Genomic DNA, 22,289 nt, shown 5'->3' with positions numbered 1-22,289 from the left:
GGACGGCTCCCTTGTTTGAGATCTCAACGAACTCATTCTGGCACATCCGATGCCGTCGGGCGCCGTCCACCCCATCATGCCGTGATGGTCGCCTAAGAATGCAGCGATGCAGAACGAGTGCCGGTGCCCCCTCTGCTCTGCCGGACATTCGTCGCTCGGAAAGCCAAGCAATGGCTTCCGCTCCTCGCTCCCATCCACGAGATTGGCAGCGCCCTTTCACGACGTCGAAGATTGGCGAAGCCGGTCTCTCTGGGGGAAATGCCCGGCAGGGCGCTGTCCCGCCGGCGTTTCGCACCTTCTGCACTGCCGCGCTGCTCGGAAGGCACGGCATGGATCCTAGGGTCTCCGCGACGTCGCTTCGCTCCTGCTCCGCCCTAGGATGACGACGAGAGGATTGCCCCTCGTCATTCCTTCACTGGCTCATTGAGCATGGCTTCAATGTTGTAGCCATCGGGATCAAGTACAAAACAGGCATAGTAATTCTCTGCATATTCCGGACGCGGGCCGGGTACACCATTGTCTGCGCCACCTGCGTCGAGGGCAGCTCGATAGAACGCGTCAACCGCTGCCCTGCCATTTACCCGGAAAGCGACGTGCACACGGGTCAGCGGTGGTTTGCTGTCCGAATGTTGAATCTCGAACAAGCTGCCGCTGCCGACATCAAAAGCCCAAAACACCCCCTGCTTACCAAAGGAAAGGCGATATCCCAAAGGTCCAAAAGCTCTTTCGTAGAAGAGTTTGCACTTCTGCAGATCGCTCACTGCAACCGTTATGTGATCAATCATTCCGCACCATCGCGGGACTCTGACACTCGAAGCGGGACGCCGCAACCCTGCAGCACCACAGCCCGGCTCTATGCCTCGACATATTCCGCCAGGCTGACAGCTTTGGGCACATCCAGCCCATCGGCCCGCAGGCCTTCGATATGAAGGCGTATTGCGTCACGAATTTCGGTTTCCACTTCAGGCACCGTCGCACCGGTGGCGATGCAGCCGGGCAGATCCGGCACATAGCGGAAAAATTGTTTCCGGCTTTTTCAATCACCACCGCGTATCGCATGTCATCACTCCTTCAGACCGGACTGCTTGAGGATACTGTTCAGGGTTCCTGGAGCAACCTCTTCAGACGGCTTGCCGGCCACCGTGACGCGGCCGGCTTTGATTTCATGATTATGTTGGCGATGACTGCCTTTGGTTGCAATCGGTGGCGGCGCACCTCCTCAAAGGTTTATCTCGACCGCAAATGGTCCTCGCAATAGTCCGACCCCAGCCTGTCGCAAGGTGAGGGGCCGCATCGACCTCAACGTCTTCCACGGCGACGAGAACGCCTGGCGGGCTTGAGCTGGCGGAGGATAGGAATTGGTCGACGCAGAGTAGGGTGAGGAGCGGTCTTCCCTTCTCCCCTTGTGGGAAAGGTGGATCGGCGCGCAGCGCTGCGATGGTTGAGGGTTGTTGGACGGAATGCCGAGGGTGCCAAGCTGGAACACCCTTCATCCGGCCTCGCTTCGCTCTATTGCTTCAGTTTCGCCACCCTTGTCAGGTTTCGGGGTTTTGGCTTCATTTTTTTGAGTTGCAACCTCAGCAACTCGCGCGAAACGTCGTTGACGTTTGTCTCGAGCTACGTACCATTCTTCGAAAAGGCTCTCTATCAACTCAATCAAGGCTTGTGCCTCGTTTGGGTCGACATCGACAATCACGTCGATGTCTTTCTCCATGTGCGCGCCGATATTGCCAATCTTACGCAACCCGTCGATTGCATCGATGCTATCAATTGAAACACCTTGTGGGGCCGTCCCACCCGTCGCAGAATCCCGTAGTGTATTTATTTCATCTACAAGACGGCTTTTGGCTATGCCGCAAAAATCTCTAATCATACCTTGTAAGCAGCGTCTCGCTAGCGTTGCTGATGCTTTTGGACTAAGGTCTCTGATGCGACAGGCTTCCTCGTAGTCTGTTACTATTGGCCTAGGAATGTATTTTGGCTGCGGCTTCGCCTGACTTTCAGGGCGAAGCTGATGGATTGAAATGGGGTCTCTAAACGCATAGCTGCCTCCGCTTGCCGGCGCCGAATATCGGCCAACTGTGGCTGTTATTTGAACCTGATCACATTCCTGGTTCGCACAGCCTATTGCGGATATTTGCACCGCCAAGGAAGGGTAGTTTTTGCTTTCAACGGAGACATCTGCTCTGTCTACAGAGTATTTATTGTCAGTGACCGTTTGGACGTGCCCGCAATAAGGGCACGTCCAACTAAACACGCTAGCCATACCTCAGCTGCACCCGCTCGTAGCCCCACACGTATCGCACTTCTCACAAGTGCCGTTCCGCACCATCGTGAAGTTATGGCATTCCGAGCATTCGTTGCCGGTGTAGCCCTGCATCAATGATTGCTGGCGCCGGTTGGCGGCGAGCGCTTTGGCTTCGGCTGCTTCTTTCGCGGCCTCGTCGGTGAACAGCTCCGTCGGGTCGGAGGCTTCCGCGTAGACGATGTCCTCGACCAGTTCCCTGGCGCGCTCCTCGTAGTCGCGCTTGTAGGCGATGGCTTCGTCGCTGGCCGGCTTCAGCGTCAGCACGTTGGAGCCGGAGAAGGCGGTCGGGGCGGTACGGGCTGGAGTTCCGGAGCCGGAACCCGCAAAGCCTTTCGGCTCGGCGCCCGACACCAGCTTGACCGGCGAGGCGCCGCGGGTCAGGCCCTTGGAGAAGGGCGTTGCCTTGCCTTCGTTGATGCCGCGCCCGAGCGCAGTCTTGTCGAAGTCCGACTGGTCGACATGGGCGAGGTCGTGGCGGCCGAGATAGGAGACGGCGAGTTCGCGGAAGACATAGTCGAGGATCGACGTGGCGTTCTTGATCGCGTCATTGCCCTGCACCATGCCAGCCGGCTCGAATTTGGTGAAGGTGAAGGCCTCGACGAATTCCTCGAGCGGCACGCCATATTGCAGGCCGAGCGAGATGGCGATGGCGAAGTTGTTCATCATCGCCCGGAAGGCCGCACCTTCCTTGTGCATGTCGATGAAGATCTCGCCGATACGACCGTCATCAAACTCGCCAGTGCGCAGATAGACCTTGTGGCCGCCGACGACCGCCTTCTGGGTATAGCCCTTGCGGCGGTTCGGCAGCTTCTCGCGGTCACGGTAGAGACGCTCGACGACGCGCTCGACGATCTTCTCGGTCACCTGAACGGCGCGCTGTGCGGCCGGCGCCGCGATCAGCTGCTCGATGGCTTCGTCCTCGTCGTCTTCGACGTCGGCGAGCAGCGAGGCATTGAGCGGCTGCGACAGCTTCGAGCCGTCGCGATAGAGCGCGTTAGCCTTCAGCGCCAGCTTCCACGACAGCATGTAGGCGCCTTTGGCGTCTTCCACCGTCGCGTCGTTCGGCATGTTGATGGTCTTGGAAATGGCGCCGGAGATGAAGGGCTGCGCCGCCGCCATCATCATGATGTGGCTGTTGATCGACAGCGAACGCTTGCCGATCTTGCCGCACGGGCTGGCGCAGTCGAACACCGGCAGGTGTTCGGCCTTCAGGAACGGCGCGCCTTCCAGCGTCATCGCCCCGCAGACATGGATGTTGGCGGCCTCGATATCTTTCTTCGAAAAACCAAGCGCCGGCAGCATCTCGAATGAGAAATCGTTGAGCTGCTCGTCGGTGAAGCCGAACGTCTCCTTCACCCAGTCAGAGCCCAGCGTCCACTGGTTGAAGACGAACTTGATATCGAAGGCCGACTTCAATGCCGCATTGAGCGCGGCGATCTTTTCGTCGGTAAAGCCTTTTGCCTTGAGCGAGCCAGGATTGATGCCCGGCGCCTGGTTGAGATTGCCGTGGCCGACCGCATAGGCCTCGATCTCGGCGATCTGGCTCTCGGAATAGCCGAGCGTGCGCAGCGCTTCGGGCACCGCGCGGTTGATGATCTTGAAATAGCCGCCGCCGGCCAGCTTCTTGAATTTCACCAGCGCGAAGTCGGGCTCGATGCCGGTGGTGTCGCAATCCATCACCAGGCCGATCGTGCCGGTCGGTGCGATCACCGTTGCCTGCGCGTTGCGGTAGCCATGCTCCTCGCCGAGCTCGATGGCGCGGTCCCAGGCGGCCTTGGCATGGTCGGCAAGTTCCTGCTGCTTGAGATCGGAGGCGACCAGCGGCACCGGGTTGACGGCAAGCTTCTCATAGCCGTCTCTTTCGCCATAGGCAGCACGGCGGTGGTTGCGCATGACGCGCAGCATGTTTTGCGCATTGCGGTCATAATCGGGGAAGGCGCCGAGCTCGGCGGCCATTTCAGCCGAGGTGGCATAGGCCGTGCCGGTCATGATCGCGGTGAGGGCGGCGCAGATGGCGCGGCCCTCGTCGGAATCATAGGGAATGCCCGAGGTCATCAGCAGGCCGCCAATATTGGCGTAGCCGAGGCCGAGCGTGCGGTACTCGTAGGAAAGCTTGGCGATCTCCTTCGACGGGAACTGCGCCATCATGACGGAGATTTCCAGCACCATGGTCCACAGCCGCACCGTGTGCTCGTAGGCAGCGATGTCGATCGTGCCGTCGGCATTGCGGTAGGGCAGAAGGTTGATCGAGGCCAGGTTGCAGGCGGTGTCGTCGAGAAACATGTATTCCGAGCACGGGTTGGACGCCCGGATCGCACCGGCCGAGGCGCAGGTGTGCCAGTCGTTCATCGTCGTGTTGAAATGCAGGCCCGGATCGGCCGATGCCCAGGCGGCATAGCCGATCTTTTCCCAGAGATCGCGCGCCTTCAGTGTCTTCAGCACCTTGCCGTCCTTGCGGGCGGTGAGATGCCAGTCGCCGTCCTGCTCGACGGCGCGCAGGAAATCATCCTTCAGCGACACCGAATTGTTGGAATTCTGGCCGGAAACGGTGAGATAGGCGTCCGAATCCCAGTCGGTGTCGTAGGTCTTGAACGACATCGAGGTGTAGCCCTGCTTGGCGAACTGGATGACGCGGTAGATGTAGTTCTCCGGCACCGCGTCCTTCTTGGCCGCCTTGATCTCGCGCTTCAGCGCGGTGTTGACCGCCGGGTCGAAGCAATCGTCGCCATTGCCTTCGCAGTTGATGCAGGCCTTCATGATCGCTTCGAGATGCTTCTTGACGATCTTCGAGCCGGTGACCAGCGAGGCGACCTTCTGCTCCTCATTGACCTTCCAGTCGATGAATTCCTCGATATCGGGATGATCGGCGTCGACGATGACCATTTTCGCGGCGCGGCGTGTCGTGCCGCCCGACTTGATGGCGCCCGCCGCGCGGTCGCCGATCTTGAGGAAGCTCATCAGCCCCGACGAACGACCGCCGCCCGACAGCTTTTCGCCTTCACCGCGCAGGAACGAGAAGTTGGAGCCGGTGCCGGAGCCGTATTTGAACAGGCGCGCCTCACGCACCCACAGGTCCATGATGCCGCCTTCATTGACGAGGTCGTCCTGCACGCCCTGGATGAAGCAGGCATGCGGCTGCGGATGCTCGTAGGAAGACTTCGACTTGGTCAGCTTGCCGGTGAACGGGTCGACATAGAAATGGCCCTGGCTCGGGCCGTCGATGCCATAGGCCCAGTGCAGGCCAGTGTTGAACCATTGCGGCGAGTTCGGCGCGACGCGCTGGGTGGCCAGCATATAGGCGAGCTCGCCGCGGAAGGCGCGCGCGTCTTCCTCCGACTTGAAGTAGCCGCCCTTCCAGCCCCAATAGGTCCAGGTACCGGCAAGCCGGTCGAAGACCTGGCGGGCGTCGGTCTCGGAACCGTAGCGCTCGGCTTCCGGCAGCTTGGCCAGTTCAGCCTCGTCGGCGACGGAGCGCCACAGGAAGGAGGGGACTTGCGTCTCTTCGACCTTCTTCAGCCGTGCCGGGACGCCAGCCTTGCGGAAATATTTCTGCGCCAGGATATCGGCGGCAACCTGGGAGAACTGAGCCGGCACGTCGATGTTGTCCAAGCGGAACACCACCGACCCATCCGGATTCTTGATCTCGGAAAGCGCCTTGCGGAATTCGATCTCCGCATAGGCAGATTGTCCTGGCTTGGTGAAACGACGCTCGATGCGCATTGGTCCGGTCCCTTTTGTCTACATATAGCGCTTTTCCCCGAGGATTTCTGCCCTCTTGAGGAAACGCGCATGTCCGCCATCTGCCGGCGTTCGAAAACCGCCGGCTCTCATCGTCACAGTCTCCGCCGCCGTGCCGGTCGAACCTCTTGCGAGGCCGCTGTCCAACGCGCTCACGGACCCTGTGGTCCCTCAAAACTGAAAACTTTTTGTAACGCCCTCGGTCGAGGGAGCTTCACATTATCTAGCGTCGAACCTACCTGCAAACACTAAATACAGTATTAACAGACAATTTATTCAAGTCCGACAATCCTCCCCTTTCGCCCCCCAAGGCTTCAAAATCCCACGCCTTCGCCGGCCTCGTAAACAGGCGGGAATGCGGCTCAAAACGCACATATTCCGGGAAAAAGACCGGCCTCGAAACTTTTCCGGTCGCACTCTCAACAAGAGCGCATGGCCTATAAATGGCGACTCGTTTTGCGGCGTCAAGGATTCGTTTGCGTAGCTTTTATGACCCCCACATCTTGTGTGTCACACATGTGGATAACGGGGATAGAAGAGGAGCGCAAGGAAGGGTCGGCTTTGGGTGGAGGCGCTTCGGCAACGACGTTCACAGCACCTGAGCGATAGGCTATGCGCGACTGAGACTCAGGAGAACCGATGCGGATCCGCGCAGAAATGGGCGATGATCTGGCTGAGGTCGGGTTCGTTGACCATGCGCACAGCCTCGGCGGCGCTGACCCATTTGCGGCTGCGTGCCCGCTTTTCCTTCCACCGGTCGGCGACCTTGTCGACCTGCAGCGGGAACACCAGGACCTCGCACGGCACTTCCTCGCCGGTAGCCAGCAGCTTGGCATAGAAATAGCGGCCGGCCTCGTGATGCGAGATTGTGCCGCTCAGGCCGGCCTCCTCGCCGGCTTCGCGTGCCGCCGCTTCGCAAAGCGGCTCCTTCGCTTCCGGCCAGCCCTTGGGAAGCACCCAACGGCCGGTATCGCGGCTGGTGATCAGCATGATTTCCACGCCGTCGCCGCTATCGCGCCAAGGCAACGCTGCAACCTGAAGGCGGTACGGCACCGCGCCGAAGAGTCGCCGGACCCTTTCGGCCTTGTGGTTGTGCGTCGTTGGCCTCGTCAACATCGGAGAAGCTTGCCCCAGCTTCCAGAATCATTTGCCGTCTCACGAATCTTACGGCTAATTATAAGCAATGAAAGTAAAAAATGTTTCACGGATCGGCCAGATTCCGTCAATCTGCACCGATCTCAGCCTGATGGCGCGACTGCGGCAGCGTCGCGCCACGCCTTTATCGGTGTGCGGAGGTCCCCTGGGCGGGCTCGGTGCATCAAGCGGCGTTGCCGCGAATCAGCCGGCGTGGTCGTCGGCGATCGGCTTCTGGTAGGTGAAGCCCATGTCCCAGGGAAAATAGATCCAGGTGTCCTGGCTGACCTCGGTGACGAAAGTGTCGACCATCGGCCTGCCTTTCGGCTTGGCATAGACGGTGGCGAAATGCGCCCTGGGCATCATCGCGCGCACGATGCCTGCCGTCTTGCCGGTGTCGGTGAGGTCGTCGATGATCAGCACGCCGGCCCCGTCATCGGCGAGCAGCGCCGGCGTGACCTCCTTCAGCACCTGCAATTGCCCCTGGCTGGTATAATCGTGGTAGGAGGCGACGCAGACCGTCTCGATGATGCGGATGCCAAGTTCGCGCGAAATGATAGCCGCCGGAACCAGGCCGCCGCGCGTGATGCAGACGATCGCCTTCCATTGCCCCTTGTTGGCGCCGGCAAGCCGCCAGGCGAGCGCGCGCGCATCGCGGTGGAACTGGTCCCAGGAGACCGGGAAGGCTTTTTCGGGCAGGGACATCTTTCGCGCACTCCGCAAAGCGCGCATCGCGCGCAGACACCATGGAATGCGCGCGGAATTAACTGGAAAGGCTTGGCCTTGGCAAGGGGCGTGGAAAGCTATCCCTGTGAACCTACCGCGACAGAAAGGCCGCCACGGGTGCGGTGCGCAGCACCGTTCGCGTCACCCCGCCGAACAGCAGCTGGCGCAGCCAGGAATGGCTGTAGGCGCCGAGCACGAGCAGGTCCGCACCCGACTCGGCGACCCTGGTCTGGATGATGTCGTCGACCGAGGCGCCGCCGGACCTCAGCACCGAGACACTGACGGTCGCGCCATGCCTGGACAGCGAGGCGGCGATCTCGGCGCCGGCTGTTTCCGGCGCCTCGTCGAGCGTATCGGGCGGGTCGATGACGACGATGTCCGTCTTTTCGGCCTCGATAATGAAGGGCAGGGCATCGAAGGCGGCGCGCGCGGCTTCCTTGCTGCCGTTCCAGGCGAGCAGCACATGCTTGAAGCTGGTCACCAGCGAACCCGAATGCGGTACCACCAGCACCGGCCGGCCGGCATCGTAGACCAGGGTGTCGACGTCGGCGCTCGGGTCGCTGCCCGATTCGCGCTGCGCGGCGATGATCAGGTCCGCGGTGCGAACGGTCGAGATGCCGGTCAGCGCACTGTCGCCGGAAAAACTCTCGAGACTGCGCCACTCGAACGACAGGCCGGAATTCTCGATGCGCTTGTGAAAGGCGGCCTGCAACTTCTCGGCGCGCTCCCGGTTCATATCGGCGGAAACCTGCAGGAACTCGGTGTCCGGAAAGCCGGTGGCAGAGGTGTAGGGCACGGGCAGCGCCTCGGCATGGATGCCGATCAGATGGCTCTGGAATCGGCTGGCCAGCGGGATCGCGCAGTCGAGGACGCGCTCGGCATCCTGTTCGTTCTGTAGTATGGCGACGATGGTCTTGAAGCGCATGGCAGTCCCTCACTTCTTACGGCGATCCCATCCGTGACAAACGTCACTGCGCGATGCTGGTTCCGTCAGGCCGGCCGATCAGCCCACTCGGCTTGCCTTGATCAAGCCCGCCACCATAGCCTCTACGTCTGCGCGTGCGGAGTCCAGCGCCTGCTGGCTGCGGGCGCGCACCACCAGTTCCGTCCAGAACTTGCCGTCGCCATATTTCGGGTAGGAGCCGATGATCGTGTCCGGATGCGCCTTCTGGATGTCGCCCAGCGGCCCGCCGATCAGGCCTTCGCCGAACGGGCATTCCACGGTTGCCGACAGCATTTTGGTGCCGGCCCGCAATGTCGGCACGACATTGTCGAGCATCGCCTGGAAAATCGCCGGCACGCCGGCCATGACATGGACGTTGCCAATGCGAAAGCCCGGTGCAACCGACACTGGATTATCGATGTGGTCTGCCCCGCGCGGCATCCGCGCCATGCGCTTGCGCGCTTCGGTGTATTCGATGCCGCGGGCGGCGTAGCTTGCCTCCAGCAGGGCGTAGGCCTTGGCGTCGTATTCGCATGGCACGCCAAAGGCCTTGGCAACCGAATCGGCGGTGATGTCGTCATGCGTCGGGCCGATGCCGCCGGTGGTGAAGACATAAGTATAGCGGGTGCGCAGCGCATTCACCGCAGCGACGATCTCGTCTTCTTCGTCGGGAACGATGCGGACTTCCTTCAGGTCGATGCCGATCGCCGTCATGATGTCGGCGAGGTGGCCGATGTTCTTGTCCTTGGTGCGGCCGGACAGAATCTCGTCGCCGATGACGAGCATGGCGGCGGTGACGATTTCGGTCATGACTGGCTCCGGCAAACGGGTCGCCTGAGATAGCGCGGCAAACGGCCGGCGGCAATGCCGCCAAACGACGGATCTACCTGTGCCACCTCCCTTGCAGTACACCCGTTGGCGGGTGATGCTGCGTGCCGGTTTGGAGCCCTGAGCAAGACATGCCGGCATCGATTCTGCTATGGCTACCCGGCGCGCTGTTTCTGCTGGCGCTCGTCGTGGCAGCCTATCCGATGCTGGCGACGCTGCGGATCGCGGCGAAGGCCGAAAGGCTGGTGCCGGCCAGTGGCAAATTCATCGAGATCGACGGCAACCGCATCCATTATGTCGAGACGGGCGAGGGGCGGCAGATCGTCTTCCTGCACGGCCTCGGCGCGCAGCTTCATCAATTCGGCCACACGCTGTTCGGACGGTTCGGCCCGAACTATCGGCTGATCGCGCTCGACCGTCCGGGCTCCGGCTATTCGGTGCGGGCCAGGGGCGCCAGCGGACGGCTGTCCGAGCAGGCCGAGGTCGTGCGGCATTTTATCGACGCGCTTGGGCTGGAAAAGCCTCTGGTCGTCGGTCATTCGCTGGGTGGCGCCATCGCGCTGACGCTGGCTATCGAGCATCCCACGGCGATTTCCGGTATCGCCTTGCTGGCACCGCTGACCCATCTGGAGCCGGACGCGCGCGAGAAGTTCGGCCCGCTATATGTCAAGTCGCCGCTGCGGCGCCGGATCATGGCTTATACGGTGGCGATCCCGGCGGCTCTCAAATATGCCGAAGCGACGCTTGCCTTCATCTTCGCGCCGCAGACGGCGCCGGCCGACTATATGGTCGAGGGCGGCGGCTGGTGCGGGCTGAGGCCAAGCCATTTCTATGCAACGTCGACCGATGTCGTGGCCATCGAGCATGACCTTGGCCGCATCGAGCAACGCTATCGCGAGATCACCATGCCGGCCGGCATTCTGTTTGGTGCTTCCGACCGCGTGCTGGGCATCGATATCCACGGCTGGCCGGTGATGGAAAAGATCAGCGGGCTGCATTTCGAGCCTGTCGAGGGGCTTGGCCACATGCCGCAATTCGTCGAGCCGGAACGGGTCGTCGCTTTCATAGAACGCATTGCCGACCGCGCATTTGCGCCGAAGTCCGACACCGGCAGCTGACACCCTTCCGGAACGCGGTCTCGGCCGGCAGGGTGCCTACCCCAGGCATTCCCGGCCGCCGGGAATACCTCCGAACCCAATCACGATGCTGGCTATTCCTTCACGGCTCCGGTCATCGAGGAAACATAGTGCTCGACAAAGAACGAATAGAGCACCACGACCGGCAGCGAGCCGATCAGCGCTCCCGCCATCAGCGCCCCCCATTCATAGACGTCCGAGCGCACCAGCTCGGTGAGCACGCCGACCGGCACAGTCTTGTTTTCGGACGACTGGATGAAGGTCAGGGCGTAGATGAACTCGTTCCATGACAGCGTGAATGCGAAGATGCCGGCGGAAATCAGGCCCGGCACCGATAGCGGCAGCACGATCTTGGTGAGGATCTGCCAACGGCTCGCCCCGTCGATCAGCGCGCATTCTTCCAGCTCGAACGGGATCGAGCGGAAATAACCCATCAACAGCCATGTGCAGAACGGGATCAGAAAGGTCGGATAGGTGAGGATGAGCGCGAAGGGCGTGTCGTAAAGCCCAAGGTTGAACACCATCACAGACAGCGGAATGAACAGGATCGAGGGCGGCACGAGATAGGCGAGGAACACCGCGAGGCCGACCTGCCGCGCCCCGGAGAACCTCAAGCGTTCGATCGCATAGGCAGCGAACACCGCAGCCAGCAGCGACAGGAACGTGGCGGCGGTCGAGATGATGATCGTGTTGAGCAGCCAGCCCGGATAAGACGTCTCGAAGAGCAGGTAGCGGATATGCTCGAGCGTCGGATGCACCACCCAGAACGGATTGAAATTGGCGTAGTCGGTCATCTCGAGGTTGGGCTTAACCGCCGTGATCGTCATCCAGTAGAACGGAAACAACAGCACGATGACGAAGATCAGCAACGGCAGGTAGACCGTCACCACGCGGCGCGGCAAACTCTGCAGGTAGCCCATGCCGCCTTCGTCGAGTTCCGGGCGTTTGCTCGTTTCGATCGCGGTCATGTCAATCTCCGCCGCCCTGCTGCCATTTGCGACGCTGCAGGCCAAAATAGCTGAACAGGATCGCCGCCAGCAGGAACGGGATCATGGCAACTGCGATCGCGGCGCCTTCGCCAAGCTGGCCTCCGGAAATGCCGCGCTGGAACGACAGCGTCGCCATCAGATGCGTGGCGTTCACCGGCCCGCCGCGCGTCAGCACATAGATCAGCTGGAAATCGGTGAAGGTGAACAGCACCGAAAACGTCATGGTGATGGCGATGATCGGCGTCAGCAGCGGCAGCGTCACATAGCGGAACAATTGCCAGCGGCTGGCGCCGTCGAGCGTGGCGGCCTCGTAGAGCGACTGCGGAATCGTCTGCAGGCCGGCAAGCAGCGTGATCGCCACGAAAGGAATGCCGCGCCAGACATTGGCGGCGATGACCGAAGCCCGCGCATTCTCGGGATCGCCGAGGAAGTTGATGCGATGGTCGATCAGGCCCATTTCCATAAGCGCCCAGGACAGGATCGAGAATTGCGAATCGTAGATCCACCAGAAGGCGATCGCCGACAGCACCGTCGGCACCACCCAGGGCAGCAGGACGATCGCGCGGAAGAACGACTTGAACGGCAGGTTCTGGTTGAGGATAAGCGCCAGCCACAGGCCGAGCGCAAACTTCAGGACCGAGGCGCTGATCGTGTAGAGCAAGGTGTTGAAGACCGAGAGCCAGAAGACGGCGTCATCCCACAGATATTCGTAGTTCTCGATACCGATGAAGATGCCGGGGCGGCCGATGCGGGCATCGGTGAAGCCGAGCCAGACGCCGAGCCCGAGCGGATAGGTCAGGAAGACCAGTAGCAGCGCCGCCGCCGGCAGCATGAAGCCGAAGCCAAGCGCGTTATGACTTTCGGACACGAACGTCATAATGCGCGACAGCGCCGACCGGCGTGGCTGAGCGGCAGTGGAGGTCACGGCCATGGGTCGGCTCCTCTAAGGTCTCATTGAACGGCGGGCGGCCATGCGCGATTCGAAGCCGGGCAGCATGGCTGCCCGGCTGAACCCGGCTCAAACGCGATAGTAGCGGTTTGCGCGCTTCTCGGCTTCTTCCATCGCTTCTTGCGGTGTCGCCTGGCCTGTCACCGCCTTGGCGAACATGTCGACCAGCACATAGTCGGCCATGGTCGCTGCCGAGGCATAGCCAAGCGGGCCGGCATAGCCGTTGGGCCGCAGCGTCGCCGAGGCCTTGGCGTAGGCGGCATTGTTCGGATCGGCCGTCCACACCGGGTTGTTGTCGAAGGCTTTGAGCGTCTGGCAGCAATAGCCTGCCGACGACGTGATCCACTGCGACATTTGCGGATCCTCGAACATGAACTGCAGGTAGGCCTTGGCGGCGTTGGGATAGGGCGTGTAGTCGAAGATCACGGCCGTGGTCACCTGGAACAGCTCGACGGATTTCCCGACCGGGCCGATCGGCAGGTTGGTGGTGCGAATGTCCTTGGCTATTTCAGCCAGCTTCGGATCATTGTCCTTGTTGATCTTGGCCGTGTTGTACGCGGAAATCCCATTGGCGATGACACTGACTTCGCCGGCCAGGAAGGCGCGGTTGTTGTTGACGTCGAGCCAGCTTTCGGTGCCGGGAATGAAGGTCTTGTAGAGTTGCTGCGCGTATTCGATCGCCTTGAGCGTCTCCGGGCTGTTGATCGTTACCTTTCCGCTCTCGTCGACCATCTGGCCGCCGTGGCTCCACAGCAGCCAGTGAGCGTAGTTGTTGCCGTCGCCGACGCCGTGGCCGTGCGTGAAGCCGGCCGGATGTCCCTTCGCCTGCAGCGCCTTGCAAAGTTCGAGCAAGCCTTGAGTGTCCTTGGGAAACTCCGAAAAACCCGCTTCTTTCACCCAGCTCTCGCGGTAGACGATGGCATTGCCGATGGTGGCGAGAGGCAGGCCGAGGAATTTGCCCTCCCGCGTCGCATACTGGTGCGGTCCGTCGTACCAGCCGCCATATTTCGAGCCGAGATATTCACCCAATTCCGTCACGTCGTGCAGCTTGTCGGGATATTGATGCGGGTCGTCGAACCAGACCAACATGAGATCCGGGCCGGAGCCGACATTGGCGGCGACCGCCGCCTTGGGGCGGATGTCCTCCCAGCTTTCCTTGTCGACGCGAACCTCGACACCGGTCGCTTCGGTGAAGCGCTTGGTGTTGGCCAGCCATTGGTCCTCGTCGCCCTTCACGAAAGGCGACCAGCGCAACAGCCTGAGCTTGGCGCCGTCCTCGGGCTTGTATTTCAACCCCTCCTGGGCAAAGGCGGGAGAGCCGATGAGCCGGCTTCCCAAGGCTCCCGCCGCCGCACCGGCGGTGGTGCGGATCACGTCGCGTCTGGTGAATTTCATGCTCGCTTCCTCCTGCTTATTGTCATTGCCGTCCTACTGCTCGATGGGTGTTTCGAACCGCTGTCCGGTTTTGCCGTGAAAGAGATGGATGAGGCCAGGCTCGGCCGTAAGCCGGATGGTTTCGCCTGGCGTGAAGGAATGGCGTTCGCGGAAATTGGCGACGATCTCCTCGCCGCCGGCGGTGCGGCCGATGAGCTGCACTTCGGACCCTGTCGGCTCGACCACCACGACGGTGACCGGGATGCCCTGATGGTCGGACAGCCGTAAATGCTCGGGCCGTATCCCCAGCACGACCGGCTCGCCATTGCCGATGGAAAGTGCCGAGGCCAACGGGACCGAAATCCCTCCGGCGCCGCGAAATGACGGCGAGCCGTCGCTTACGATCTCGCCCCTGAGCATGTTCATGGCGGGCGAGCCGATGAAGCTGGCGACAAAAAGATTGTTCGGCCGGTCGTACAGCTCGAGCGGCGGCCCGATCTGCTCGACGATGCCGTCATGCATGACGACGATCTTGTCGGCCATGGTCATCGCCTCGATCTGGTCGTGGGTGACGTAGACCGTCGTCGTCTTCAGGCGCTGGTGCAGTTCCTTGATCTCGGCGCGCATCTGCACCCGGAGCTTGGCATCGAGATTGGATAGCGGCTCGTCGAACAGGAAAACCTGCGGATCGCGCACGATCGCCCGGCCCATGGCGACGCGCTGGCGCTGGCCACCGGAAAGCTGGCGGGGATAGCGGTCGAGCAGCGGCACCAGTCCCAGGATTTCGGCCGCGCGCCGCACGCCGGCATCGCTCTCCGCCTTGGGAACGCCCTTGAGCATCAGCGAGAACGCCATGTTCTCGGCGACCGTCATATGCGGGTAGAGCGCATAGTTCTGGAAGACCATGGCGACGTCGCGCTCCTTTGGCGCAACGTTGTTGACGACACGTTTGCCGATCGCGATCTGGCCGCGCGAGATCTTTTCCAGGCCGGCGATCATCCTGAGCAGGGTCGACTTTCCGCAACCCGAAGGCCCGACCAGCGTGACGAACTCGCCGTCGTCTATATCAACGCTGACCCCGTGCAGGACCTCGACGGTCCCAAATGATTTGTAAACATCGCCGATCGCGACAGACGCCATCGATCTCCTCCCGATTGATTCCCGCAACGACTTCGAAGGAAACCGCTTTCCTGCCTGGCCCGCGACGGCGCCCAGGCTCCTCCCCGGTCACGCGCGATGTGAGACGGTAGCGCTACCAAACCGACCTGTAAAGCACGCCGGCATCACCCTGGATATCGGCACACTCTAATCCGAAACCTCCGTCTGCGGCCGGTCGCGGCCATCTGCGAGCTCGTCGTGCCATTTGCCGTCGGCGTCCTCGTACTGGATGCCGTCGGTGTTGCCGGCGACCTGCTGTTCGGCCGAAGCGATCTCGGCGGCGCGCAACGCGTCCTGATGGGTGGGGAACGTTTCGGAGAATGTCGAGCCGACCTTGTAGGCCCAGCCTCCGTCATGCTCGACGATCTTGTAGGTCAGTTTCGCCATGAAACCCTCCGGTTGAAAGCTCGTTGCCTCAATGCAGCCTGTCGTCGGCCAGTCTGTCGTCCGGCAGCCTGTCGTCTGTGACCAGCACGTCCGATTCCCTGGCGGCTTCGATCAGTGCGCGGCGCGCATCCGCCGTCGAACGATAACCTTCCAGCACTTTTAGGCAAGTGTCGAGGGCATCACGATGACGCGGCCCGCGATTGAGCGGCCAGACCGTCATCAGGCACTCCGCCGCCTCCTGGGCGCTGCGGATCTGCCGATATTTGCCGACATGGCCGAGTTCGACCACGACCGGCTTTTCAAATGGCTTGCTGTCCATCATCGCCGCCAACGCTGAGCGGCCGATTTGGTTGCAACTGCTTTTTAGCTCAGGCGAAAATAGCTCAATAGCCGCAGTCGTTGCGCAGCCAGCGTGCATTCGCCCAGCCGGTGCGGCCGCCGAAATCGACCTTGTACCAGTTTCCGCGGCGGTCGAAGATCTCGGTTTGGTCGCCGTTGAACAATTGCCCGATCATGCGCGACGACGAGTTCGGCCGGGCCCGAACGGCGAGAAAGCCGCTTCCCGTCGCTAGATTGTAGTGCCTGGAAAGTCCGTGCACCGTGCCTTCGCAATATTGAGCCCCGGCCGGCGTCGATGAGGCGAACGACAGGCCGGCCACAACCGCGGCGGCGGCCGCAATGGAAATCCCCCTGAACGACATGTCTCTGCTCCCCCAACCCGCCGCGCCCAGCCGCGGCCCCCGGCCACTCTACACCGGCAGAGGATCAATGCGAAGCTGTGCTGGCCCGTCCAGCGAGACGAACCCGCCGTCAGTTCGCCGCCTTCATCCAGTGCTGCATCGTCGTCACCGAGCGGGCAAGCTGCGGCGCCGGGTGGATTTCTTCGCCGAAGGTGGCCGCGGCGCGCCAGCCCCAGCGCGGATCGGCAAGAAAGGCGCGCGCCAGCGCCACCATGTCGGCGCGGCCGTCGGCGACGATCGCCTCGGCCTGTTTCGGATCGTCGATCAGGCCGACGGCCCGCGTCGGGATGCCGACGGCCTTGCGCACCGCTTCGGCCAGATGCACCTGGTAGCCGGGCCCGGAGGGCAGCTTCTGCAACGGTGAATTGCCGCCGCTCGAGCAGCAGAGATAGGCGACGCCGGCTTCCTTCAGCGCTTTTGCCACTTCGATCGCATCCTCGACCTCGAAGCCGCCATCGACCCATTCCTTGATCGACAGACGCGCCCCGAGCATCAGTCCCGGCACCGCCTTCTTCACCGCCTTGGCGATCTCGACGGCGAAACGCATGCGGTTTTCCAGCGAGCCGCCCCAGCGGTCGGTGCGCCGGTTGGACAGCGGCGACAGGAACTGGAAGATCAGATAGCCATGCGCGGCATGCAGCTCGATGAAGTCGAAGCCGGCGCGCTCGGCCCGCCGTGCCGCTTCTGCGAAGCGTTCGATGATTTGCAGGATCTCGTCATCCTCCAGCGCCCGCGGCACCTGCCAGCCGGTGTCGTAGGCGATGGTCGAGGCCGACACGATCGGCCACGGATCCTGATCGGCATGCAGCGGGCCGCCGCCCTCCCAGGGTTTCCGGTTGGAGGCCTTGCGGCCGGCATGGGCAAGCTGCGTGCCGAATTTCGTGCCCGGTGCGGCGACACGCTTGGCTGCATCCAGCGTGCGTCGCGCGGCCGCCTCGTTGTCCTCGGAATAAAGGCCGAGACAGCCATGCGAGATGCGGCCGCGCCGTTCGACATCGGTCATCTCGACGGTGACCATGCCGGCGCCGGACATCGCCAGGTTCATCCAGTGATAGAGGTGCCAATCGCTGGCCGAGCCGTCCTCGGCCGAATACTGGCACATCGGTGCGACCGCGATGCGGTTGGGGAAGGTCAGGCCGTCGAGGGTGATCGGCTGGAAAAGCGATGAGGTCATAAAAAACTCCGGAAAGGGTTGCCGCTATTTATGCAGCCGATTGTGCCAGCGCCAGACACGAGACGGTGAACCGGTGCTCTGGACCAATTGGTGGCCCGATTGCACGAACCGCCGTTCGCGGCTACGCCTTGCCGCGGCAGCAGGGAGTCCACCATGGAAGATCGCATTCGCATCCGCTCGGAGGAAGTCCTTTCCGACGAATGGGCGGTTTTGAAAAAAACCGTCTTCGACTATCGCCGGCGCGACGGCAAATGGGAAACGCATACCCGCCAGACCTACGATCGCGGCGACGGCGCGGTGATCCTGCCTTTCGATCCGGACCGCTCGACGGTGCTTCTGGTGCGGCAGTTCCGCTACCCGGCCTACGTCACCGGCCACAAGGAGCCGCTGATCGAGGCCTGCGCCGGCCTGCTCGACGAAGACGATCCCGAAACCTGCATCCGCAAGGAGGCCGAGGAGGAACTCGGCTATCGGCTGCGGGACGTGCAGCGGCTGTTTTCGCCCTATATGAGCCCCGGCAGCGTCACTGAGCGGCTCTGGTTCTTCGTCGCCCGCTACTCGCCGGCCGACCGCATTTCCGACGGCGGCGGCGCTCATGACGAAGGCGAAGACATCGAGGTTTTGGAAATGCCGCTAGACGAGGCACTGGCCGGCATCCACGACGGTCGGATCATCGACGCCAAGACGATTATCCTGATCCAGCACCTGCAGCTGAACCCGATCGGAGGGTGAGCCATGCCGGAAGCTGCACCCTGCGAGGAAGCGCCCGGCCGGAACCCCTTCCACCAGGCCGACTTGCGGGGCTGGGACAAGGCGACGCTGGTTGCGGCTGGAGGCCTGGAGGCTGAACAAACTTCTTTTGCCGGCGCGATCGGCGAGGCTCCACTGGGGCAGAGGTCTTATCGCCCGATCGTTACGCCCGTTAGCCTTCGTCCTTGAGGTCCGCTTCATAGTCCTGCCCGCCGTAATAGACGCCGAGGACGGCGATGGTGTCGGCTTCGGCCGTGAAGGCAATGCTGACGCGGCGGCGGTAGCCTAGAACGCGGAGGCCGGGACGAATATCGTCGCGGCGCGTTCCGCGCTCGGGAAACGGCTCGAACGCGTGGCAATAGGCCACGATGCCGCCAACGAACGATTCCGCACGGGCTGTGGAGGAATATTCCTCTATGTAGCGATACAGCGCATCCAACTGGCGCTCCGCTTGCGCGGAAAATACAACCGTGCGCGTCATTCCTTATTGGCATCATCGCGTCGCGCGGCGGCGCGGTCGCGGATACGCAGCATGACCTGCTCAGCAGGGATGGCGCTGGACGGATTCGCCTTGTACTCGTCGTAGCTCTGGGCGACTTCCTCGCGCAGCCAGCGTTCAACGGCGGCGTCGCGGTCGAGCAGCGCGCGCACGCCCTCGCGCAGCACTTCGCTGACGGAGGCGTAGGCGCCGGATTCGACCTTGCGCGCGACGGCCTCGGCCATGTCGCGCGGGAGGGTGATACTTATCGGCTGGGTGGTTCGCATGGGCGGACTCCTTTTCCACCATATAGCAGCCGATGTGACAAAATCATATCGAAATTGCTGGCGATGCGCGCGACCGATACCGCCGCCCTTGCCTGAGTGCGCTTTGGAAGCTGGCAAACGAACATGCGGACACCGGATACGCATATCGCAGATCCCGCATCGGCTCGCCGGCTCCTGGTCGAGAAATGGCATGTGGCAGCCTGTATTCGGCGAGTTCACGCTCTTGCTTAATGCATGTCGCGCAAAAGTGTGCAGCGGTTTTGCGATAACGACATGCATAAAAACAAGAACCTAAAGCGCGTCGCATGAGGCCGATCGAACGCGACACGCTTTAGGCCGCAATGGCGCCGATGTTGCTGGTGCGGACGACGGGAATCGAACCCGTACGATCAGAGATCGAGGGATTTTATGTCCGTTGCGAGGCTTGGTGTGGGCGACGGGATTTGAACCCGTAAGTGCTTGAAACACCGGCAGATTTTAAGTCTGCTGCGTATACCAGTTCCGCCACGCCCACCTCCCACATTGTGGGGAAATCCCACCGGTCTCCCACATGGTTTCCCACACGGTCGGCTTAGGATTTGCCGTTCACTACCACGAGCCTCGGAGCCGCGCCACCTTCGAGCGCGGTCAGGTTGTCGAGCAAGTGATTGGGTGCGAGGTGGGCGTAGTTCAGGTGGTCTGGGTCGACTTGTGGCCCATCCAGATTTGGACGCGCCGGATGTCGATGCCACGGATGATCTGCCACGAGCAGCACGTATGCCGCGTCGTGTAGACCACGGTGTCGGACAGCCCTGGGATGTGTTCGCGGATGCTGCGCCACACCTCTATGACCTCCCACTTGCCGATGTCGCAGAGGTCGCTGTGCTGCATCAGACGGTGGATGCCCTTGCGGTTCTGAGTCATCAGGCGACTGCCGGGAGATCGTGGTCGTGATGCGTAATTGGGTTGGCTGGACTAGCTTTGAAGGCGATGTCCTAAACACCGTCCTCTCCTACTCCAATGCGGGCGCCTAGTTTCCGCAAGTTGAGATCAGCAAGGCGCCTCGCAGCGCCCTTGAACGTGGTGTCCATGATGTTTTTCTGTGTTTTTGTGGAGGGCAGGCTTTTCTTGGCCACGACTTATGAATAGTAGAAGGTAACGAGCGCTATAGTTCGGCGATCTCTAATATTAGGAGTATATGATTTGTGGTGGTCAAGGTTCAAAAGAGGTTTTGCAGGAACATGGGAGGATAGACTGGACGGGATATTCTCATTGGAGATCGACTATGCTGGGAAATCCATTCTCGATGTTGGCTGCAATATGGGTGTTGTCGCCTATGAGATATCCAAGCTGAAACCCAGCTCGATCCACGGGATCGACGTTGCCAAGCCGCATATCGAGACTGCAAAGATGTTGTTGAGTGGCTCCCCGGTGCATGCCCGGTTCGATCGCCTGAATCTTGGCAGCCGGCGCCTCGGCAATATCCTCTTACCGAAATACGATATCGTCCTGCTGCTGGCCGTCTACCAGCACATGCAGCGCAACATCGGCCCAGGCAAGGCGCGAAGGGTGCTTTCCAATATTGTGAGGCGCACCTCGAACGTCGTTGCCCGCGTTCCGCCTGGAACGGATGGCGAATTCATCGAAACGCTTTCTGACGAGGGGTTCAAGGTTAAGAGCACTCACACATCACCTCTTGGCAGTCATGTGCTGGTGCTTGAGAAACCGCCTCACGCACCTCTAGGGATTGTGCTGATTTAATTCGATTTCCTCTTCTGGAACCACCCTTGGCGTAGTTGTCTAACTCGTCGTCGGTGCCGGCCTGCAGATTGATATGGATTGGTTTGGTCATGAACGTCTGTTCTCCTTTTCCCACACGATTTCCCACAACGGCGGGTTTCCCACAAAATCCGCTGCACGAGTGGAGAGCTTAAAATGAAATGCAAACCCCGGCGCAAACCGGGGAATTACAAGCGTTGAGGGGTTAGTTGCGAGGGTGCAACGGACTAGAACGGGATTTTAAGTCCCTTGCGTCTACCAATTCCGCCACGTCCGCAGGCCAGTCCTGTTCAGATGCCGGGCAGGGGCCGTCAAGCCGTCTTCTGCCGTCGACAAATCTGGCACTGGAAGCTAGCGAGGCCGATCACCTACAGTGATACAAACAAAATCGTTTCACCTGGAAATGTTTTTAGCGGCAGCTTCCGCGGCTACCGCGAATGCGCGTCCCCCGTTCGCAGGATGCGTTCGGGCGCTCTGCCCTGATAGACTCCAATTGGCAAGTGGATCGGCGCGCCGATACTCGACGCCGTCCTCTACAGACATTGGGAGATTGTCATGCTCAAGCTTGCCTCTGCCCTGGCACTGCTGGTTGTTGGGACGGCGTCTCTGTTTGCCGATGAGATGCCGATGAACGCCAAAGACATCAAATGGGGTCCTGCTCCAGCTGTCATTCCCGCTGGCGCGGAAATGGCTGTTGTCGCTGGAGACCCCTCAAAGGAGGGCGCCTATGTGCTGCGGTTGAAGACACCCGCCGGCTACAAAATTGCCGCACATAATCATCCCACCACGGAATACGTAACGGTGCTTTCCGGCAACTTCCATATTGGAATGGGCGATAAGCTCGACGAGGCGAAAGGTGTCGAACTGACTGCTGGCGGCTTCGGCGTCGCGCCGGCCGGAATGAATCACTTCGCCTGGACGACAAGCGATACGATCATCCAGGTTCATGGCGAGGGGCCATTCAAGATCACCTACGTCAACCCGGCAGACGATCCAAGCAAGAAGTGACAGTTCGGGATCGAATTGAGTGAACCGGCCGAAGGCTCGAACGATGGAGTGCGTCAAACTCCGCGACCGTCGATTCAGAAGGATCCTCTAACGAGACGAAAGCTGATTGGCCGCAACGGAATCGTATTCCGCCTGGGCCATTTGCCATGAATGGCGCAATAACAAAAAACCCGCCTCGGGAGGACGGGTCGTTGGAGCCAATTGGCACCATACCCAAGTTACTAGCATAGCTGCCGGCACAAAGCAAGAACAAAGTTGCTCGCCTTCAGCATTGAATTGCGACTACGCTTCCAGCTTGGGTTCCTCGCCCCCACGAAAGTGGGGGAGAGGTGGCTCGGCGAAGCCGAGACGGAGAGGGGGAGCGCGCTCTTCGAAAGGCCCCCTCTCCGGGCGCGTTGCGGCCCCCACAACCCCCCCCCGCTGG

The 22,289-nt window shown here is 61.4% G+C and carries 22 protein-coding genes, 1 tRNA gene and 1 pseudogene; 4 read left to right on the top strand and 20 right to left on the bottom strand.

The window, feature by feature from the left end; genetic code table 11:
- Positions 1-404: 404 nt before the first annotated feature.
- The 8 genes and pseudogenes from NKI97_RS33935 to NKI97_RS33895 form a co-directional block, all read right to left on the bottom strand.
- Complete coding sequence (locus tag NKI97_RS33935; RefSeq protein ID WP_352453491.1) at positions 405-785, bottom strand: VOC family protein; 381 nt, start codon at positions 783-785, stop codon at positions 405-407.
- A 68-nt stretch (positions 786-853) separates the two neighbouring features.
- A pseudogene (locus tag NKI97_RS33930) lies at positions 854-1,059 on the bottom strand (type II toxin-antitoxin system HicB family antitoxin).
- A gap of 430 nt (positions 1,060-1,489) precedes the next feature.
- Positions 1,490-2,266, bottom strand: coding sequence for a DUF4145 domain-containing protein (locus tag NKI97_RS33920; protein ID WP_352453490.1), 777 nt, complete (start codon positions 2,264-2,266; stop codon positions 1,490-1,492).
- 3 nt (positions 2,267-2,269) lie between these two features.
- Positions 2,270-6,028: a vitamin B12-dependent ribonucleotide reductase gene (locus NKI97_RS33915; RefSeq protein ID WP_352838466.1), complete on the bottom strand. Its 3,759-nt coding sequence runs from the start codon at positions 6,026-6,028 to the stop codon at positions 2,270-2,272.
- Between the two features lie 645 nt (positions 6,029-6,673).
- Positions 6,674-7,162 (bottom strand): NUDIX hydrolase, encoded by a 489-nt coding sequence (locus NKI97_RS33910; protein ID WP_352453488.1) that lies wholly within the window; start codon positions 7,160-7,162, stop codon positions 6,674-6,676.
- Between the two features lie 222 nt (positions 7,163-7,384).
- Positions 7,385-7,885: a xanthine phosphoribosyltransferase gene (gene gpt / locus NKI97_RS33905; protein ID WP_352481145.1), complete on the bottom strand. Its 501-nt coding sequence runs from the start codon at positions 7,883-7,885 to the stop codon at positions 7,385-7,387.
- A gap of 112 nt (positions 7,886-7,997) precedes the next feature.
- Positions 7,998-8,831: a universal stress protein gene (locus NKI97_RS33900; RefSeq protein ID WP_352838465.1), complete on the bottom strand. Its 834-nt coding sequence runs from the start codon at positions 8,829-8,831 to the stop codon at positions 7,998-8,000.
- Between the two features lie 78 nt (positions 8,832-8,909).
- Positions 8,910-9,659, bottom strand: coding sequence for a competence/damage-inducible protein A (locus NKI97_RS33895; protein ID WP_352748193.1), 750 nt, complete (start codon positions 9,657-9,659; stop codon positions 8,910-8,912).
- Between the two features lie 149 nt (positions 9,660-9,808).
- On the opposite strand from NKI97_RS33895, the gene NKI97_RS33890 reads away from it, so the two are divergent.
- Positions 9,809-10,795 (top strand): alpha/beta fold hydrolase, encoded by a 987-nt coding sequence (locus NKI97_RS33890; RefSeq protein ID WP_352838464.1) that lies wholly within the window; start codon positions 9,809-9,811, stop codon positions 10,793-10,795.
- A gap of 92 nt (positions 10,796-10,887) precedes the next feature.
- On the opposite strand, the gene NKI97_RS33885 is transcribed toward NKI97_RS33890, so the two are convergent.
- From NKI97_RS33885 to NKI97_RS33850, 8 genes are all read right to left on the bottom strand, one after another.
- Positions 10,888-11,781: a carbohydrate ABC transporter permease gene (locus NKI97_RS33885; RefSeq protein ID WP_023674766.1), complete on the bottom strand. Its 894-nt coding sequence runs from the start codon at positions 11,779-11,781 to the stop codon at positions 10,888-10,890.
- A 1-nt stretch (position 11,782) separates the two neighbouring features.
- Positions 11,783-12,679: a carbohydrate ABC transporter permease gene (locus tag NKI97_RS33880; RefSeq protein WP_352453492.1), complete on the bottom strand. Its 897-nt coding sequence runs from the start codon at positions 12,677-12,679 to the stop codon at positions 11,783-11,785.
- Between the two features lie 141 nt (positions 12,680-12,820).
- Positions 12,821-14,146, bottom strand: a complete 1,326-nt coding sequence (locus NKI97_RS33875; RefSeq protein ID WP_352748185.1) for an ABC transporter substrate-binding protein — start codon at positions 14,144-14,146, stop codon at positions 12,821-12,823.
- Between the two features lie 33 nt (positions 14,147-14,179).
- Entirely contained in the window at positions 14,180-15,265 is a 1,086-nt protein-coding gene (locus NKI97_RS33870) for an ABC transporter ATP-binding protein (RefSeq protein WP_352838463.1), read from the bottom strand.
- Positions 15,266-15,430: 165 nt separating this feature from the next.
- The gene (locus NKI97_RS33865) at positions 15,431-15,670 is read right to left on the bottom strand and encodes a DUF2188 domain-containing protein (protein WP_023674770.1); all 240 of its coding nucleotides are present in this window, start codon (positions 15,668-15,670) and stop codon (positions 15,431-15,433) included.
- Positions 15,671-15,698: 28 nt separating this feature from the next.
- Positions 15,699-15,992, bottom strand: coding sequence for a DUF982 domain-containing protein (locus NKI97_RS33860; protein ID WP_031211240.1), 294 nt, complete (start codon positions 15,990-15,992; stop codon positions 15,699-15,701).
- A 61-nt stretch (positions 15,993-16,053) separates the two neighbouring features.
- The gene (locus tag NKI97_RS33855) at positions 16,054-16,371 is read right to left on the bottom strand and encodes an SH3 domain-containing protein (RefSeq protein WP_352453483.1); all 318 of its coding nucleotides are present in this window, start codon (positions 16,369-16,371) and stop codon (positions 16,054-16,056) included.
- 109 nt (positions 16,372-16,480) lie between these two features.
- Positions 16,481-17,584 (bottom strand): NADH:flavin oxidoreductase/NADH oxidase, encoded by a 1,104-nt coding sequence (locus NKI97_RS33850; RefSeq protein ID WP_352838462.1) that lies wholly within the window; start codon positions 17,582-17,584, stop codon positions 16,481-16,483.
- A 153-nt stretch (positions 17,585-17,737) separates the two neighbouring features.
- On the opposite strand from NKI97_RS33850, the gene NKI97_RS33845 reads away from it, so the two are divergent.
- On the top strand, positions 17,738-18,316 hold the full coding sequence (locus tag NKI97_RS33845) for an NUDIX domain-containing protein (RefSeq protein WP_352838461.1): 579 nt from the start codon (positions 17,738-17,740) through the stop codon (positions 18,314-18,316).
- A gap of 190 nt (positions 18,317-18,506) precedes the next feature.
- Here the strand turns inward: NKI97_RS33845 and NKI97_RS33840 are convergent, their stop codons facing one another.
- The 4 genes from NKI97_RS33840 to NKI97_RS33825 form a co-directional block, all read right to left on the bottom strand.
- A complete protein-coding gene (locus NKI97_RS33840; RefSeq protein WP_352749368.1) occupies positions 18,507-18,815 on the bottom strand; it encodes a type II toxin-antitoxin system RelE/ParE family toxin in 309 nt (102 codons plus the stop codon).
- Positions 18,812-19,099, bottom strand: a complete 288-nt coding sequence (locus tag NKI97_RS33835) for a ribbon-helix-helix domain-containing protein (protein ID WP_352748173.1) — start codon at positions 19,097-19,099, stop codon at positions 18,812-18,814. Before NKI97_RS33835 ends, NKI97_RS33840 begins: the two co-directional genes overlap by 4 nt.
- A 425-nt stretch (positions 19,100-19,524) precedes the next feature.
- Positions 19,525-19,613, bottom strand: a tRNA-Leu gene (locus tag NKI97_RS33830).
- Between the two features lie 155 nt (positions 19,614-19,768).
- Entirely contained in the window at positions 19,769-20,002 is a 234-nt protein-coding gene (locus NKI97_RS33825; RefSeq protein ID WP_352748171.1) for a site-specific integrase, read from the bottom strand.
- A 348-nt stretch (positions 20,003-20,350) separates the two neighbouring features.
- On the opposite strand from NKI97_RS33825, the gene NKI97_RS33820 reads away from it, so the two are divergent.
- Positions 20,351-20,839, top strand: a complete 489-nt coding sequence (locus tag NKI97_RS33820) for a class I SAM-dependent methyltransferase (protein WP_352453478.1) — start codon at positions 20,351-20,353, stop codon at positions 20,837-20,839.
- Between the two features lie 573 nt (positions 20,840-21,412).
- Positions 21,413-21,865 carry a cupin domain-containing protein gene (locus NKI97_RS33815; protein ID WP_352453477.1) on the top strand — a complete coding sequence of 151 codons (453 nt, stop codon included), beginning with the start codon at positions 21,413-21,415 and terminating at the stop codon, positions 21,863-21,865.
- The last annotated feature ends 424 nt before the right edge of the window (positions 21,866-22,289 follow it).

The organism is Mesorhizobium sp. M0296, assembly GCF_040321675.1.
Lineage (GTDB): Bacteria > Pseudomonadota > Alphaproteobacteria > Rhizobiales > Rhizobiaceae > Mesorhizobium.
This window is presented reverse-complemented; position numbering and strand designations above follow the sequence as displayed.

Coding starts and splice junctions, on each gene's coding strand:
- NKI97_RS33875 (WP_352748185.1), bottom strand. CDS start 14,146: ATGAAATTCACCAGACGCGACGTGATCCGCACCACCGCCGGTGCGGCG.
- NKI97_RS33855 (WP_352453483.1), bottom strand. CDS start 16,371: ATGTCGTTCAGGGGGATTTCCATTGCGGCCGCCGCCGCGGTTGTGGCC.
- NKI97_RS33870 (WP_352838463.1), bottom strand. CDS start 15,265: ATGGCGTCTGTCGCGATCGGCGATGTTTACAAATCATTTGGGACCGTC.
- NKI97_RS33840 (WP_352749368.1), bottom strand. CDS start 18,815: ATGACGCGCACGGTTGTATTTTCCGCGCAAGCGGAGCGCCAGTTGGAT.
- NKI97_RS33880 (WP_352453492.1), bottom strand. CDS start 12,679: ATGACGTTCGTGTCCGAAAGTCATAACGCGCTTGGCTTCGGCTTCATG.
- NKI97_RS33935 (WP_352453491.1), bottom strand. CDS start 785: ATGATTGATCACATAACGGTTGCAGTGAGCGATCTGCAGAAGTGCAAA.
- NKI97_RS33900 (WP_352838465.1), bottom strand. CDS start 8,831: ATGCGCTTCAAGACCATCGTCGCCATACTACAGAACGAACAGGATGCC.
- NKI97_RS33895 (WP_352748193.1), bottom strand. CDS start 9,659: ATGACCGAAATCGTCACCGCCGCCATGCTCGTCATCGGCGACGAGATT.
- NKI97_RS33915 (WP_352838466.1), bottom strand. CDS start 6,028: ATGCGCATCGAGCGTCGTTTCACCAAGCCAGGACAATCTGCCTATGCG.
- NKI97_RS33850 (WP_352838462.1), bottom strand. CDS start 17,584: ATGACCTCATCGCTTTTCCAGCCGATCACCCTCGACGGCCTGACCTTC.
- NKI97_RS33860 (WP_031211240.1), bottom strand. CDS start 15,992: ATGATGGACAGCAAGCCATTTGAAAAGCCGGTCGTGGTCGAACTCGGC.
- NKI97_RS33865 (WP_023674770.1), bottom strand. CDS start 15,670: ATGGCGAAACTGACCTACAAGATCGTCGAGCATGACGGAGGCTGGGCC.
- NKI97_RS33845 (WP_352838461.1), top strand. CDS start 17,738: ATGGAAGATCGCATTCGCATCCGCTCGGAGGAAGTCCTTTCCGACGAA.
- NKI97_RS33885 (WP_023674766.1), bottom strand. CDS start 11,781: ATGACCGCGATCGAAACGAGCAAACGCCCGGAACTCGACGAAGGCGGC.
- NKI97_RS33910 (WP_352453488.1), bottom strand. CDS start 7,162: ATGTTGACGAGGCCAACGACGCACAACCACAAGGCCGAAAGGGTCCGG.
- NKI97_RS33835 (WP_352748173.1), bottom strand. CDS start 19,099: ATGCGAACCACCCAGCCGATAAGTATCACCCTCCCGCGCGACATGGCC.
- NKI97_RS33825 (WP_352748171.1), bottom strand. CDS start 20,002: ATGACTCAGAACCGCAAGGGCATCCACCGTCTGATGCAGCACAGCGAC.
- NKI97_RS33890 (WP_352838464.1), top strand. CDS start 9,809: ATGCCGGCATCGATTCTGCTATGGCTACCCGGCGCGCTGTTTCTGCTG.
- gpt (WP_352481145.1), bottom strand. CDS start 7,885: ATGTCCCTGCCCGAAAAAGCCTTCCCGGTCTCCTGGGACCAGTTCCAC.
- NKI97_RS33920 (WP_352453490.1), bottom strand. CDS start 2,266: ATGGCTAGCGTGTTTAGTTGGACGTGCCCTTATTGCGGGCACGTCCAA.
- NKI97_RS33815 (WP_352453477.1), top strand. CDS start 21,413: ATGCTCAAGCTTGCCTCTGCCCTGGCACTGCTGGTTGTTGGGACGGCG.